Origin of the sequence: Streptomyces sp. SDT5-1 (assembly GCF_052245995.1) — a bacterium.
Taxonomy (GTDB): Bacteria; Actinomycetota; Actinomycetes; order Streptomycetales; family Streptomycetaceae; genus Streptomyces.
In genome coordinates this window covers 3,861,718-3,874,880 of the sequence record NZ_CM125963.1, presented here as the reverse complement: position 1 = coordinate 3,874,880, position 13,163 = coordinate 3,861,718, and the positions used below count along the sequence as shown (strand labels likewise).

Annotated in this window: 12 protein-coding genes; 6 read left to right on the top strand and 6 right to left on the bottom strand. The window is 71.1% G+C overall.

The annotated features are described in order from the left end of the window. Positions 1 to 55: 55 nt before the first annotated feature. The 5 genes from ACTWJ8_RS17905 to ACTWJ8_RS17885 all read right to left on the bottom strand — a co-directional run bounded on the left by ACTWJ8_RS17905 (position 56) and on the right by ACTWJ8_RS17885 (position 5,107). Entirely contained in the window at positions 56 to 616 is a 561-nt protein-coding gene (locus ACTWJ8_RS17905; RefSeq protein WP_443264480.1) for a hypothetical protein, read from the bottom strand. Positions 617 to 781: 165 nt separating this feature from the next. After that, complete coding sequence (locus tag ACTWJ8_RS17900) at positions 782 to 1,645, bottom strand: S-methyl-5'-thioadenosine phosphorylase (protein ID WP_443264478.1); 864 nt, start codon at positions 1,643 to 1,645, stop codon at positions 782 to 784. A gap of 83 nt (positions 1,646 to 1,728) precedes the next feature. Continuing rightward, positions 1,729 to 2,064, bottom strand: a complete 336-nt coding sequence (locus tag ACTWJ8_RS17895) for an FmdB family zinc ribbon protein (RefSeq protein ID WP_356384131.1) — start codon at positions 2,062 to 2,064, stop codon at positions 1,729 to 1,731. A gap of 69 nt (positions 2,065 to 2,133) precedes the next feature. Next, complete coding sequence (locus ACTWJ8_RS17890) at positions 2,134 to 3,423, bottom strand: MFS transporter (protein WP_356384134.1); 1,290 nt, start codon at positions 3,421 to 3,423, stop codon at positions 2,134 to 2,136. A gap of 226 nt (positions 3,424 to 3,649) precedes the next feature. Then, positions 3,650 to 5,107 (bottom strand): potassium/proton antiporter, encoded by a 1,458-nt coding sequence (locus tag ACTWJ8_RS17885; protein ID WP_356384137.1) that lies wholly within the window; start codon positions 5,105 to 5,107, stop codon positions 3,650 to 3,652. 249 nt (positions 5,108 to 5,356) lie between these two features. On the opposite strand from ACTWJ8_RS17885, the gene ACTWJ8_RS17880 reads away from it, so the two are divergent. After that, positions 5,357 to 8,110, top strand: coding sequence for a penicillin acylase family protein (locus ACTWJ8_RS17880; protein ID WP_443264477.1), 2,754 nt, complete (start codon positions 5,357 to 5,359; stop codon positions 8,108 to 8,110). 74 nt (positions 8,111 to 8,184) lie between these two features. Here ACTWJ8_RS17880 and ACTWJ8_RS17875 read toward each other — a convergent pair whose 3' ends face one another. Next, a complete protein-coding gene (locus ACTWJ8_RS17875) occupies positions 8,185 to 8,805 on the bottom strand; it encodes a 5-formyltetrahydrofolate cyclo-ligase (RefSeq protein ID WP_356384143.1) in 621 nt (206 codons plus the stop codon). Positions 8,806 to 8,899: 94 nt separating this feature from the next. On the opposite strand from ACTWJ8_RS17875, the gene galU reads away from it, so the two are divergent. The 5 genes from galU to ACTWJ8_RS17850 all read left to right on the top strand — a co-directional run bounded on the left by galU (position 8,900) and on the right by ACTWJ8_RS17850 (position 13,108). Next, a complete protein-coding gene (galU, locus tag ACTWJ8_RS17870; protein WP_356384146.1) occupies positions 8,900 to 9,802 on the top strand; it encodes a UTP--glucose-1-phosphate uridylyltransferase GalU in 903 nt (300 codons plus the stop codon). A 134-nt stretch (positions 9,803 to 9,936) separates the two neighbouring features. Next, positions 9,937 to 11,283, top strand: a complete 1,347-nt coding sequence (glp, locus tag ACTWJ8_RS17865; RefSeq protein ID WP_356384149.1) for a molybdotransferase-like divisome protein Glp — start codon at positions 9,937 to 9,939, stop codon at positions 11,281 to 11,283. Positions 11,284 to 11,379: 96 nt separating this feature from the next. Beyond that, positions 11,380 to 11,898 (top strand): cyclic pyranopterin monophosphate synthase MoaC, encoded by a 519-nt coding sequence (gene moaC, locus ACTWJ8_RS17860; protein WP_356384151.1) that lies wholly within the window; start codon positions 11,380 to 11,382, stop codon positions 11,896 to 11,898. Further along, a complete protein-coding gene (locus tag ACTWJ8_RS17855; protein WP_356384154.1) occupies positions 11,895 to 12,443 on the top strand; it encodes a MogA/MoaB family molybdenum cofactor biosynthesis protein in 549 nt (182 codons plus the stop codon). Before moaC ends, ACTWJ8_RS17855 begins: the two co-directional genes overlap by 4 nt. Before the next feature lie 20 nt (positions 12,444 to 12,463). Then, a complete protein-coding gene (locus tag ACTWJ8_RS17850) occupies positions 12,464 to 13,108 on the top strand; it encodes a GNAT family N-acetyltransferase (RefSeq protein WP_356384156.1) in 645 nt (214 codons plus the stop codon). Positions 13,109 to 13,163: the final 55 nt, after the last annotated feature.

The window sequence follows — 13,163 nt, the reverse complement described above, 5'->3', positions numbered from 1 at the left end:
CGGGTCAGACCTGTCCAATTCGGTAGCTCGATCGGGGGACTTGACGAGATATACGTCACCACAGAGTCACCGCCAACCTAGAGGCGGCGCCCGCCCCCGCGAGCCGCGCCGCCGTCGCGCGACCCACCGTCAGGACCACCAACGCCCCACCCGCGGCCGAGGTTTCGCCGACGGCGCCTTCTTGACCGAGAGTTGGCCCCGGCTTCGGCACGGACGCCACCCGCGCGCCGGACGCCAGCACCCGCACCCCGGGCCCGCCGTCCGCCCGCGCCGCCACCACGTCGACCCGGTCTCCCGGCCGCAGCAGCCGCACCGCCCCCGCGTCCGCGATCCGCACCGGCGCCGACACCGTCACGCCGGACACCCGGGCCCGCCCCTCCGCCGCAGCCCCGGCCCGCGGCGGCTCGGGCCCGCCTCCCGCGCCCGACGACGGCACCGCGGCCACCAGCGCCGCCGCGGACAGGGCGAGCCCCGCCACCACGGCCGACCGGCCCCTGCGTCCGCCGCCGCGCCCCGGCCGCCACCGCCCGCCGCGCACCCGCACGGGAGGGAAGGGCGGCACCTCGGACGTCGGAGGAATGTTCAGCTCGTACGGGACGGACACGGCTGCGGACACGGTCACCACCACCTGCGGATCGCTCGGGCCGGACGGGCACCGCGCCCGTCTCGCCGAACACGATCCGCTCCCTCGCCGCATCCCGCCGGAGCCCGTGCACTACCGACCGGTTGTGGACAACTCCCTCACCCGCGAACTCCTCCACCCGCGCCACAGGTTCACGCCTCACGGCATCCGAAACCCCGGATCCATCCCGCCCAACGCCCCCACGCACGGACAGTCCCGCTCCGCCGTCGCCGGCAGCCCCGCCACCGCGTCGAACAGCACGGTCCGCAGCCGGTCCACATTGGCCGCGAACACCTCGAGCACCTCCTCGTGCGAGACGCCCTCGCCGCTCTCCGCCCCCGCGTCCAGGTCCGTGACCAGGGTCAAAGACGTGTAGCAGAGCTCCAGTTCACGGGCGAGCATCGCCTCCGGGTGGCCGGTCATCCCGACCACCGACCAGCCCATGGACGCGTGCCAGCGGGACTCGGCCCGGGTGGAGAACCGGGGCCCCTCGACCACCACGAGCGTCCCGCCGTCGACCGGCTCCCAGCCCTTGCCGCGCGCCGCCTTCACCGCGACCCGGCGCCCGGCGGGGCAGTAGGGGTCGGCGGGCGAGACGTGCACGACGTTCGGCACCGAACCGTCGGGCAGCGGCTCCCCGTCGAAGTAGGTCTGCGCCCGCGCCTTCGTACGGTCCACGAACTGGTCCGGCACGAGCAGCGTCCCGGGCCCGTACTCGGGTCGCAGCCCGCCCACCGCGCACGGGCCGAGGACCTGGCGCACGCCGACCGAGCGCAGTGCCCAGAGGTTGGCGCGGTAGTTGATGCGGTGTGGCGGCAGGTGGTGGCCGCGCCCGTGCCGGGGCAGGAAGGCGACCCGGCGGCCCGCCACCTCACCGAGGAAGAGCGAGTCGCTCGGCGGGCCGTACGGGGTGTCGACGACGACCTCCGTGACGTCGTCGAGGAAGGAGTAGAAGCCGGAGCCGCCGATCACGCCGATCTCGGCCCCGGCGGTCGCGTGCGCGGTGCTCGGGTGGGTCGCCATGGATCAGCACAGTAGTCATCCCGGGAACGCCGAAGACCCTGTCGTCCGAAGACGACAGGGTCTCGTAAGAATTCGCGGCGTCGTTACGCGGCGGAGGACGTCGACGAGGACGAGGTCGACGAGGAGCTCGAGGACTTCGCGTCGGAGGACGTCGAGGAGGACGACGACTTCGAGTCCGAGGACTTCGTGTCCGAGCCGGACGACGACTTCGACGCGGACGCCGGGCTGCTGCTCGACGAGGAGCCGCGGCTGTCATTGCGGTAGAAGCCGGAGCCCTTGAACACGATGCCGACGGCGGAGAACACCTTCTTGAGGCGGCCGTCGCAGCTGGGGCACACGGTCAGAGCGTCATCGGTGAACTTCTGCACCGCCTCGAGGCCCTCGCCGCACTCGGTGCACTGGTACTGGTAAGTCGGCACTGTGTCTTCCTCCTGGCACTCTCACTCGATGAGTGCTAACGACGGTCCATAGTGACGTATTCCGCGGGATCAGTCCACTGTCACGGGTTCGCGGTGACCGACACCACGTGCCACGGTCCGCCCCGTGGAGGGCGGAGCGAGCCGCGAGCGCAGCAGGAACATGACCACCAGGGCGAGTACGGTGCCGCCCATCGGGACGAGGAATCCGGCGCCGTCCCAGAAGCGGTCCTCCAGCTGTCCCGACACCGTCACGGCGGCCGCCTGGCCGAGCGCGACCGCCCCGGTCAGCCACGTGAAGGCCTCCGTGCGGGAGCCCGCGGGGACGATCTTCTCGACCAGCGTGTAGCCGGTGATCAGGGACGGCGCGATGCACACGCCGACCAGCAGGCCGAGCCCGGCGAGCAGCACCACGGACTGCGCGGCCCACAGCCCCGAGGCCATCACGGCGAGGGCGGTGTACCCGACGAGGAGGCGGCGCTGCGGGGCGATCTTCCAGGCGATGGCGCCGCAGACCAGGCCGGAGAGCATGTTGCCCGCGGCGAAGATCCCGTACAGGACGCCGTTGAGTCCGGGCTCGCCGATCGCCTCGGTGTACGCGGCGAGGGAGACCTGCATGCCGCCGAAGACGGAGCCGATGCCGAGAAACGTCACGATCAGGACGCGCACACCGGGGACGCGCAGCGCCGAGGTGTGCTGCACGCGCGCGTGGTCCGCCGTGGCGGCCACGGGCGGCTGGGTGCCCTTCTGGGCGGCGAACAGCAGTCCGCCGACGAGGGTGAGCGCGGCCTCGGTGACGAGGCCCGCGGCCGGGTCGATGCCGGTGCACAGGGCCGTCGCGAACAGCGGGCCGAGCACGAAGGTGAACTCGTCGGTGACGGACTCGAAGGCGGCGGCGGTCTGCATCAGGGGCGAGCCGTTCAGCTTCACGCCCCAGCGGGCCCGCACCATGGGCCCGATCTGCGGAGTCGACGCGCCGGTGGGCACGGCGGCGAGGAACAGCGTCCAGGTGGGTGCCCCGGAGAGCGCGAGCGCGGTGAGCGTGAGCCCTGCCGCGGCGTGCACGAGGACGCCGGGCAGCAGCACGGCCCGCTGCCCGAACCGGTCGGCCAGCTTGCCGCTGTAGGGCGCGAAGAGCGCCATGGAGACACCGGTGGTCGCGGAGACCGCGCCCGCGGTGCCGTAGGAGCCGGTGGTGTGCTGCACGAGCAGCACGATGGAGATCGTCAGCATCGCGAACGGCTGGCGCGCCGCGAAGCCGGGGAGCAGGAACGTCCAGGCCCCGCGGGTGCGCAGGAGCTGCCCGTAGCCCGGGCGCTCGGCCCGCCGGCCGGATGCGGTGACCGTGTCCTTCTGTGGCACGGCCCTTGCCTTTCTGCCGCCTGGTAGCGCGCGCCCTCTGGTCGAGAGGGAGTCGCGCCGAGAGCCGTCCTCATGCGCCGGGAACCGAGTGATACCTACGGTCCGCGCCAGGAGAGGCCCTGGGCCAAGCAGATCAGCGAAGTGCTGCAAGGGGACCGCGGCCGCTTTGCGGTCGCGCCGGCTCTACGTCAGGCAGAGTCGGTCGTACATGGTCTGTGCCTCCATGCTAACGGGCCCGTGGGCCCGCCGTGCCCAGCCAGCCGGCCAGCTTGCCGCCCGCGGCGACGGCCCGCAGCCGTGCCTCCGCGGCGTCGCGCACCGGGTCGGTGGCGACCACCAGGAGTTCGTCGCCCTTGCGCAGCACCGTGGTCGGCGCGGGCACGGACGAGGTGCCGTCGCGGACGACGAGGGTGACGGCGGAGCCCTTGGGCAGCCGCAGCTCGCCGACCTCCACGCCGTGCATCCGGGAGCCCTCGGGGATGGAGACGGACAGCAGGTGTCCGCGCAGCCGCTCCAGGGGCGCCGATTCGATGCCGAGGTCGGCGGCGTCGGACGAGCTGTCCAGGCGCAGCTTCCTGGCGAGCCACGGCAGCGTGGGTCCTTGGACGAGGGTGTAGACGACGACCAGGACGAAGACGATGTTGAAGATCCGCTGGCTGTCGGCGACGCCGGTGACCATGGGGATCGTCGCCAGGATGATGGGCACGGCGCCGCGCAGTCCGGCCCACGACATGAGGGCCTCCTCCGCCCACGGTATGCGGAAGGGCGTCAGGCTGACGAGGACCGACAGGGGGCGCGCGACCATCGTGAGGACCAGGCCGATGAGGAGCGCGGGCACGATGTCGTCGGCCAGCTCGTGCGGGGTGACGAGCAGGCCGAGCAGCACGAACATGCCGATCTGGGCGATCCAGCCGAGCCCTTCGGCGAAGCCGCGGGTGGCGGGCCAGTGCGGCAGCTTCGCGTTGCCCATCACCATGGCGGCGAGATACACGGCGAGGAAGCCGCTGCCGTGCGCCATGGCGCCGGCGGCGTACGCGGCGGTGGCGATGGCGAGGACCGCGATCGGGTAGAGGCCGGAGGCGGGCAGGGCCACGTGCCGCAGGCCGAAGGAGCCGAGCCAGCCGACCGCGAGTCCGATGGCGGCGCCGATGGCCAGCTCCAGGGCGATCTCGCCGACGAGTACGTACCAGTGCTCCATGGGTCCCGCGGCGGAGAACGCGACGACCAGGATGACGACAGGGGCGTCGTTGAAGCCGGACTCGGCTTCCAGGACGCCGGTCACCCGGGACGGAAGAGGCACTCTACGAAGGACGGAGAAGACGGCCGCGGCGTCCGTGGAGGAGACGACGGCGCCGATGATGAGCGCCTGCTTCCACGGCAGGTCCACCAGGTAGTGCGCTCCGGCCGCCGTCACGCCCACGCTGACCGCGACGCCCACGAGGGACAGGGCGGCCGCCGCGGGGAGCGCCGGTTTGATCTGCTTCCACTTCGTGCCCAGACCGCCTTCGGCGAGGATCACGACGAGCGCCGCGTAGCCGATGACCTGCGTCAGTTCGGCGCTGCTGAACTCGACGTGGCCGAGCCCGTCCTGGCCCATGACGACGCCGATGCCGAGGTAGAGCAGGAGGCTCGGCAGTCCGCTGCGCGAGGAGATGCGCACGGCGACGACCGCGACGAGCAGCACGAGGGCGCCGACGAGCAGGAGCTGGTTGAGCTGGTGGACAGTCAGGGGCCGTTCCTTCCACGAGGGACACTGCGACAGGGAAGTTACTTCGTTACCTTACCTAATCGTTAACGCTTTCTTGATGCCGGATCGGTCACGCCGCTCCTCGTAGGTGGCCGCTTCCCTACTCCGCGTCCGAGGGCGCATCGCACTGCTCGTAAGGTTGCTCTCGCCCTCCCGCCCGGTTAGCGAAGGACAGCAAGGACCGCGATGCCCTCCACTACGAACGCCTCTGCCGGTGGCCCGCCCGGCAAGAAGAAGGGGCGCCGAGCCCGACTGATCGTGATCGTGCTCGTGTTGGCCGTCCTCGCGGGCATCGGATTCGGTGCCTACTGGAGCGTCGACAGCGTCAGGGCGTCCATGCCGCAGACGACGGGCTCGATCCAACTCGACGGGCTCGACGGGCCGGTTCAGGTCAAGCGGGACGGCTACGGGATCCCGCAGATCTACGCGTCCACGGACCACGACCTGTTCATGGCGCAGGGCTATGTGCAGGCGCAGGACCGGTTCTACGAGATGGACGTGCGGCGTCATACGACCTCCGGTCGGCTCTCCGAGATGTTCGGCAAGGGCCAGGTCAAGACGGACGAGTTTCTGCGCACCATGGGCTGGCACCGGGTGGCGCAGAAGGAGTACGACTCCAAGCTGTCGCCCGAGACCAAGAAGTACCTCCAGGCGTACTCCAGCGGAGTCAACTCATATCTGTCGGGCAAGAGCGGCAAGGACATCTCCGCCGAATACGTCGCGCTCGGCTTCGAGAACGACTACAAGCCGCAGAAGTGGTCGCCGGTCGACTCGGTGGCCTGGCTCAAGGCGATGGCCTGGGACCTGCGCGGCAACATGCAGGAGGAGATCGACCGCTCGCTCATGACGAGCCGGCTCGGCCCGAAGCAGATCGCCGACCTGTACCCGGACTACCCGTACACGCGGCACAAGCCGATCGTGCAGGAGGGCGGCTACAACAGCGCCACGAAGTCCTTCGACGCGTCCTCTGGCGGCGGTACGGGCACGCAGACGGCCGGGGCGGCGGGCACCGGCCTCGCGGGCGGCACGCAGGCCCCCAGCGCCCTCCAGAGCCAGCTGGGCGGCCTCACGCAGGTCCTGGACAACATCCCCGAGTCGGCGGGCCTCGGCCCGAACGGCAACGGCATCGGCTCCAACTCGTGGGTGGTCTCGGGCGACCACACCATCACCGGAAAGCCGCTGCTCGCGAACGACCCGCACCTGGCGCCGCAACTGCCGTCCGTCTGGTACCAGATGGGCCTGCACTGCACGGGCCCGGCGAGCAAGTGCCAGTACGACACCTCGGGTTACACCTTCGCGGGCATGCCCGGTGTCGTCATCGGCCACAACCAGAACATCTCCTGGGGCCTGACCAACTCCGGTGTCGACGTCACCGACCTCTACCTGGAGAAGTTCAGCGGCGACGGCTACGTCGTCGACGACAGGACCGTCCCGTTCAAGACCCGCAAGGAGACCATCAAGGTCGCGGGCGGCGAGTCCAAGACGATCACGATCCGCGAGACGGACAACGGCCCGCTGCTGTCCGACCGCAACTCGGAGCTCGTCAAGGTCGGCAAGAAGGCCGGCGTCGACGCGGCGGCCCCCGACCGCGGCGACGGCTACGGCGTCGCGCTGCGCTGGACCGCGCTCCAGCCGGGCAACACCATGGACGCCGTCTTCAAGATCGACCGGGCGTCGAACTGGACCGAGTTCCGCAAGGCCGCCGCCGACTTCGAGGTGCCCTCGCAGAACCTGACGTACGCCGACACCGAGGGCAACATCGGCTACCAGCTGCCGGGCCGGATCCCGACCCGCGGCGAGGGCGACGGCTCGCTGCCCTCGCCCGGCTGGGACTCGAAGTACCGCTGGACCGGCTACATCAAGCAGAGCGAACTGCCGTACGAGTTCAACCCGAAGCGCGGCTACATCGTGACCGCCAACCAGGCCGTGGTCGACGACAGCTACCCGTACACGCTGACCAAGGACTGGGGCTACGGCACCCGCAGCCAGCGCATCACCGACCTGATCGAGTCGAAGATCAAGGACGGCGGGAAGATCTCCACGGACGACATGCGCACCATGCAGATGGACAACAGCAGCGAGATCGCCAAGCTGCTCGTGCCCTACCTCCAGAAGATCGACGTCAAGGACAAGAACGTCCGTGACGCGCAGCAGCTCCTGGACAACTGGGACTACACCCAGAACCCGGACTCGGCGGCGGCCGCCTACTTCAACTCGGTGTGGCGCAACATCCTGAAGCTCGCCTTCGGCAACAAGCTGCCCAAGGAGCTGCGCGTCGAGGGCCAGTGCCTGAGCGTCGAGCCGGTCGACAAGACGGGCCCCGCCGACGACGACCGCAAGGTCCGCGAGTGCGGCGAGCGCCCGGCCGACCAGGCGCAGCCGGACGGCGGCGACCGCTGGTTCGAGGTCGTCCGCAAGATCATCAAGGATCAGAAGAACGACTGGTGGAAGACGCCGGGCAGCCGCACCGACGACCCCACCGAGACCCGTGACCAGCTGTTCGCGCGCGCCATGCGGGACGCCCGCTGGGACCTCACGGCCAAGCTCGGCAAGGACATCGACACCTGGAGCTGGGGCCGGCTGCACAAGCTGGAGCTGAAGAACCAGACCCTCGGCACCGAGGGCCCGGGCTGGCTCCAGTATGTGCTCAACCGCGGCCCCTGGAAGCTGGGCGGCGGCGAGGCGGCCGTGAACGCGACCGGCTGGAACGCCGCGGGCGGCTACGGGGTCGACTGGGTGCCGTCCATGCGGATGGTGGTGAACATGGCGGACCTCGACAAGTCGAAGTGGATCAACCTCACCGGCGCATCGGGGCACACCTTCAGCGACCACTACACGGACCAGACCGAGAAGTGGGTCGCCGGCGACCTGCTGCCGTGGCACTTCACCAAGAAGGCCGTCGACGACAGCACCGAGGACGCACTGGTCCTCAAGCCGTAGCGGGCCACCGCACCGCACCGAAAGGGGCCACCACGCGCGCGTGGTGGCCCCTTTCGCCTGTCAGGAACCGGTCGTCAGAAGCGGCGCACACCGGAGGGCGTCACGACCGCGTCCACGGCCTTGTCGTGCGCCTCCTGGGGGAGGTGCCCCACGACCTCGCTGTCGTGCAGCAGCACCACCAGCGCGGGCCGCGCACCGGCCGCCTCCAGGCGCGCGAGCACCCGGTCGTACGAGCCGCCGCCCCGCCCGAGCCGCATCCCGCGCGCGTCCACGGCGAGACCGGGCAGCAGCACGACGTCCGCCTCCAGGACGGCGTCGGGGCCGAGCCGCTCGCCGCCCGGCTCGAGGAGCGGGATCTTCCCGGGGTGCCGCACACCGGTGAGCGAGCCCACCCCCTCGTACGCGCCCCAGTCCAGGTCGTTGTCGGGCAGCAGCACCGGGAGCAGCACACGCGTGCCCCGCGCGCGCAGCGCCTCGAGGAGCGCGCCCGTGCCGGGTTCGGCGCCCACGGAGACGTACGCGGCCACGGTGCGGGCCCGCGCCAGCTCGTCCAGTTCGAGGGCGCGGCGGGCCACGGCCCGCTCCGTCGCCCGCCGGTCATCCGCCGTCAACGCGTTCCTCACCTGGACGAACTCCCTGCGCAAGGAACGCTTGTCAGGGTGGGCGCCACGGGGATCGCTCGTGTGCGAACTCATAGCCGGTTCACAAACCTCTCCTATTCGACGCATATATGTGCCTTCAAAGCGGAACCACAGATTCCGCCCAAAGCGGCCGGATAAGGTGACCCGCATGACTGACACGCACACCAGGATCACCAAGGCTGTCATCCCCGCCGCGGGCCTCGGCACCCGGTTCCTGCCGGCCACCAAGGCGACGCCGAAGGAGATGCTCCCGGTCGTCGACAAGCCGGCGATCCAGTACGTGGTCGAGGAGGCCGTGTCAGCGGGGCTCGGCGACGTACTCATGATCACGGGCCGCAACAAGCGTCCGCTCGAGGACCACTTCGACCGCAACTACGAACTGGAGTCCGCACTCCAGAAGAAGGGCGACGCCAACCGCCTCGCCAAGGTCCAGGAGTCCAGCGACCTCGCCGCCATCCACTACGTCCGCCAGGGCGACCCCAAGGGCCTCGGCCACGCCGTCCTGTGCGCGGCCCCGCACGTCGGGAACGAGCCGTTCGCCGTGCTCCTCGGCGACGACCTCATCGACCCCCGCGACCCGCTCCTCCAGAAGATGGTCGAGGTCCAGGAGGAGCACGGCGGCAGCGTCATCGCCCTCATGGAGGTCGAGCCCTCCCAGATCCACCTCTACGGATGCGCCGCCGTCCAGGCCACCGACGACGGCGCCGTCGTCAAGGTCACCGACCTCGTCGAGAAGCCCGACCCGGCCGACGCCCCCTCCAACTACGCGATCATCGGCCGCTACGTCCTCGACCCCGCCGTCTTCGACATACTGCGCAAGACCGAGCCGGGCCGCGGCGGCGAGATCCAGCTCACCGACGCCCTCCAGCAGCTCGCCCACGACGAGAAGGTCGGCGGCCCCGTGCACGGCGTCGTCTTCAAGGGCCGCCGCTACGACACCGGCGACCGCGGCGACTACCTCAAGGCGATCGTCCGCCTCGCGTGCGAACGTGAGGACCTGGGCCCCGAGTTCCGCGCCTGGCTGCGCGGCTACGTCGCCGAGGAGATCTGAACCGAGAAGCACCGGCACCCCGCTCCCCGGCACACCCGGGCCCGTGCGGCACACCACGTCCGGGGTGTCGCACGACGCCCGTGGTAATAACACCGGAGTACCAGCAACAGGGCACGAGGAGCAGGGGAGCAGCATTGAACAGTTTCAGTGCCACGACGGACCGGGCGCCGATCTGGTCGGTGGACGAGCACCTGGAGGACATCCTCGGCACCGTCCACGCGCTCGACCCGATCGAGCTGCAACTCCTCGACGCGCAGGGCTGCGTGCTCGTCGAGGACGTCACGGTTCCGCTGTCGCTGCCGCCCTTCGACAACAGCTCCATGGACGGCTACGCGGTGCGCGTCGCGGACGTCGCGGGCGCGAGCGAGGAGTTCCCCGCCGTGCTCACCGTGATCGGCGACGTCGCCGCGGGCCAGGCCGAGCAGCCCACCGTCGGCCCCGGCGAGGCCGCCCGCATCATGACCGGCGCCCCGCTGCCGCCCGGCGCCGAGGCCGTCGTCCCCGTCGAGTGGACCGACGGCGGGCTCGGCGCGGGACCCGTCGCCTCGATGACCGCCCACAGCGCCGCCCCCGAGGGCGCGTCCGGCGAGGTCCGCGTGCACCGCCCCGCCGAAGCACGCGCGCACGTACGCGCGCAGGGCAGCGACGTGAAGGCCGGCGACCGGGCGCTCACCGCGGGCACCGTCCTCGGTGCCCCGCAGATCGCGCTGCTCGCCGCCATCGGCCGCGGCACCGTACGCGTACGCCCGCGCCCGCGCGTGGTCGTCGTCTCCACCGGCACCGAACTCGTCCAGCCGGGCGAGCAGTTGGCGCCCGGCCAGATCTACGACTCCAACAGCTTCGCCCTCACCGCCGCCGCCCGCGACGCCGGAGCCATCGCCTACCGGGTCGGCGCGGTCTCCGACGACGCCGAGACGCTCCGCTCCACCATCGAGGACCAGCTGATCCGCGCCGACCTCGTCGTCACCACCGGCGGCGTCAGCGTCGGCGCGTACGACGTGGTCAAGGAGGCCCTCACCGGCATCGGCGACCCCGACGACGAGGAGGGCATCGGCGCGGGCAGCGGCGTCGAGTTCCGCAAGCTCGCCATGCAGCCCGGCAAGCCGCAGGGCTTCGGCTCCATCGGCCCCGACCACACCCCGCTGCTGGCGCTGCCCGGCAACCCCGTGTCGTCGTACGTCTCCTTCGAACTCTTCGTACGGCCCGCGATCCGCGCCCTGATGGGACTGCCCGACGACTCCGTGCACCGGCCGAAGACCCGCGCCACCCTCACCGCCGACAAGGCGCTGACCTCGCCCTCCGGCCGCCGCCAGTTCCTGCGCGGCGTGTACGACGCCGAGGCCGGCGAGGTCGCCCCCGTCGGCGGCGCCGGATCGCACCTCATCGCGGCGCTCGCCCAGGCCGACTCGCTGATCGTGGTGCCCGAGGACACCACATCGGTGGAACCGGGCACCGAGGTGGACGTGGTCCTGCTGGGCTGACCGGGCCGACTGTCGGAGGCTCGCGATAGCGTGTCGCGCACAAATCGTCCGGCGCGCCGCACCGCGCACGGCTCGGATCGGGAGCGCCACAGCACCATGAGCACTTCGCAGAACCAGCAGGACCGGCAGGACCAGGCCGACCGGCTCACGCACATCGACGAGGCGGGCGCCGCCCGCATGGTCGACGTGTCGCAGAAGGACGTGACCGCCCGCACCGCCCGCGCCAGCGGCCGCGTCCTCGTCTCGCCGCGCGTGATCGAGCTGCTGCGCGGCGAGGGCGTGCCCAAGGGCGACGCGCTCGCCACCGCGCGGATCGCCGGGATCATGGGCGCCAAGCGCACACCCGACCTGATCCCGCTCTGCCACCCGCTCGCCGTGTCGGGCGTGAAGCTCGACCTCTCCGTGGCGGACGACGCCGTGGAGATCCTCGCCACCGTGAAGACCACGGACCGCACGGGCGTCGAGATGGAGGCGCTCACCGCCGTCTCGGTCGCCGCGCTCACCGTCGTCGACATGGTCAAGGCCGTCGACAAGGGCGCCGTCATCTCCGACGTCCGCGTCGAGGAGAAGACGGGCGGCAAGTCCGGTACCTGGAACCGGGAGGAGCGGGCATGACCGACACCTACCGCGCCCTCGTCGTCACGGCCTCCAACCGGGCCGCCGCAGGTGTCTACGAGGACAAGGGCGGCCCCCTGATCGCCGCAGGACTCCGCAAGCTGGGCTTCGCCGTCGAGGGCCCCCAGGTCGTCCCGGACGGCGACCCCGTCGAGGCCGCCCTGAAGGCCGCGGTCGAGGCGGAGTACGACGTCGTGATCACCACGGGCGGCACCGGGATCTCGCCCACCGACCGCACCCCCGAGGCGACCGCCCGCGTCCTCGACCGCGAGGTGCCCGGCATCCCCGAGGCGATCCGGGCGTACGGCAGGGAGAAAGTGGCCACAGCGGCGCTCTCGCGTGGCCTCGCGGGGGTCGCCGGGCGCACACTGATCGTGAACCTGCCGGGTTCCAGCGGCGGCGTGAAGGACGGCCTCGCCGTGCTCGAGCCGCTGCTGACCCACGCCGTCGACCAGATCCGCGGCGGCGACCACCCGCGAAGCGATCCAGGCCCCGACCCGAGCGGGCCCAGACCCGACGCCCAGGCATCCGGGGGTGCGCACTGAACAGCCCGTCGTGGCCCGTCGTGCTGGCGGATGGCGATGTCGTCCTCCGCCCCATAAGGCTGCGCGACCAGCGCGCCTGGCGTGAGGTGAACCGGCGCAACCGCGACTGGCTGCGCCCCTGGGAGGCGACGATCCCGCCGCCCACGCCGAGCGGTCCGATCACGCACCGCCCGACATACCGTCAAATGGTCCGCCATCTGCGCTCGGAGGCGAACGCGGGGCGGATGCTGCCCTTCGTCGTCGAGTACCAGGGCCGCCTCGTGGGCCAGTTGACCGTCGCGGGGATCACCTGGGGATCGATGTGTTCGGGCCACGTCGGGTACTGGGTGGACCAGTCGGTGGCGGGCCGCGGTGTGATGCCGACGGCCGTCGCGCTCGCGGTCGACCACTGCTTCAGGACCGTGGGTCTGCACCGCATCGAGGTCTGTATTCGGCCGGAGAACGGGCCGAGTCGCAGGGTCGTGGAGAAACTCGGATTCCGCGAGGAAGGCCTGCGTCCACGATATCTTCACATCGATGGGGCCTGGCGCGACCATCTCGTCTTCGCGCTCACCGCCGAGGAGGTCCCCGAAGGTCTCCTCAAGCGCCGCCGTCGTGAGCGCAGGGGCAAGAGCGCAGGTCCGAGTGCCCCCAATACGGTCGATCCGGGCACCGCCTCGAAATGAAATAAATGTTCGAAATTGATCGATGGGGCACCCAGCGGGGTCATTGAATTCCCCC

What these genes read in the sequence shown, in the direction of transcription:
- moaC (WP_356384151.1), top strand. Translation starts at nt 11,380, where the DNA reads ATGAGCACTTCGCAGAACCAGCAGGACCGGCAGGACCAGGCCGACCGG.
- ACTWJ8_RS17855 (WP_356384154.1), top strand. Translation starts at nt 11,895, where the DNA reads ATGACCGACACCTACCGCGCCCTCGTCGTCACGGCCTCCAACCGGGCC.
- ACTWJ8_RS17880 (WP_443264477.1), top strand. Translation starts at nt 5,357, where the DNA reads ATGCCCTCCACTACGAACGCCTCTGCCGGTGGCCCGCCCGGCAAGAAG.
- ACTWJ8_RS17875 (WP_356384143.1), bottom strand. Translation starts at nt 8,805, where the DNA reads ATGAGTTCGCACACGAGCGATCCCCGTGGCGCCCACCCTGACAAGCGT.
- galU (WP_356384146.1), top strand. Translation starts at nt 8,900, where the DNA reads ATGACTGACACGCACACCAGGATCACCAAGGCTGTCATCCCCGCCGCG.
- ACTWJ8_RS17900 (WP_443264478.1), bottom strand. Translation starts at nt 1,645, where the DNA reads ATGGCGACCCACCCGAGCACCGCGCACGCGACCGCCGGGGCCGAGATC.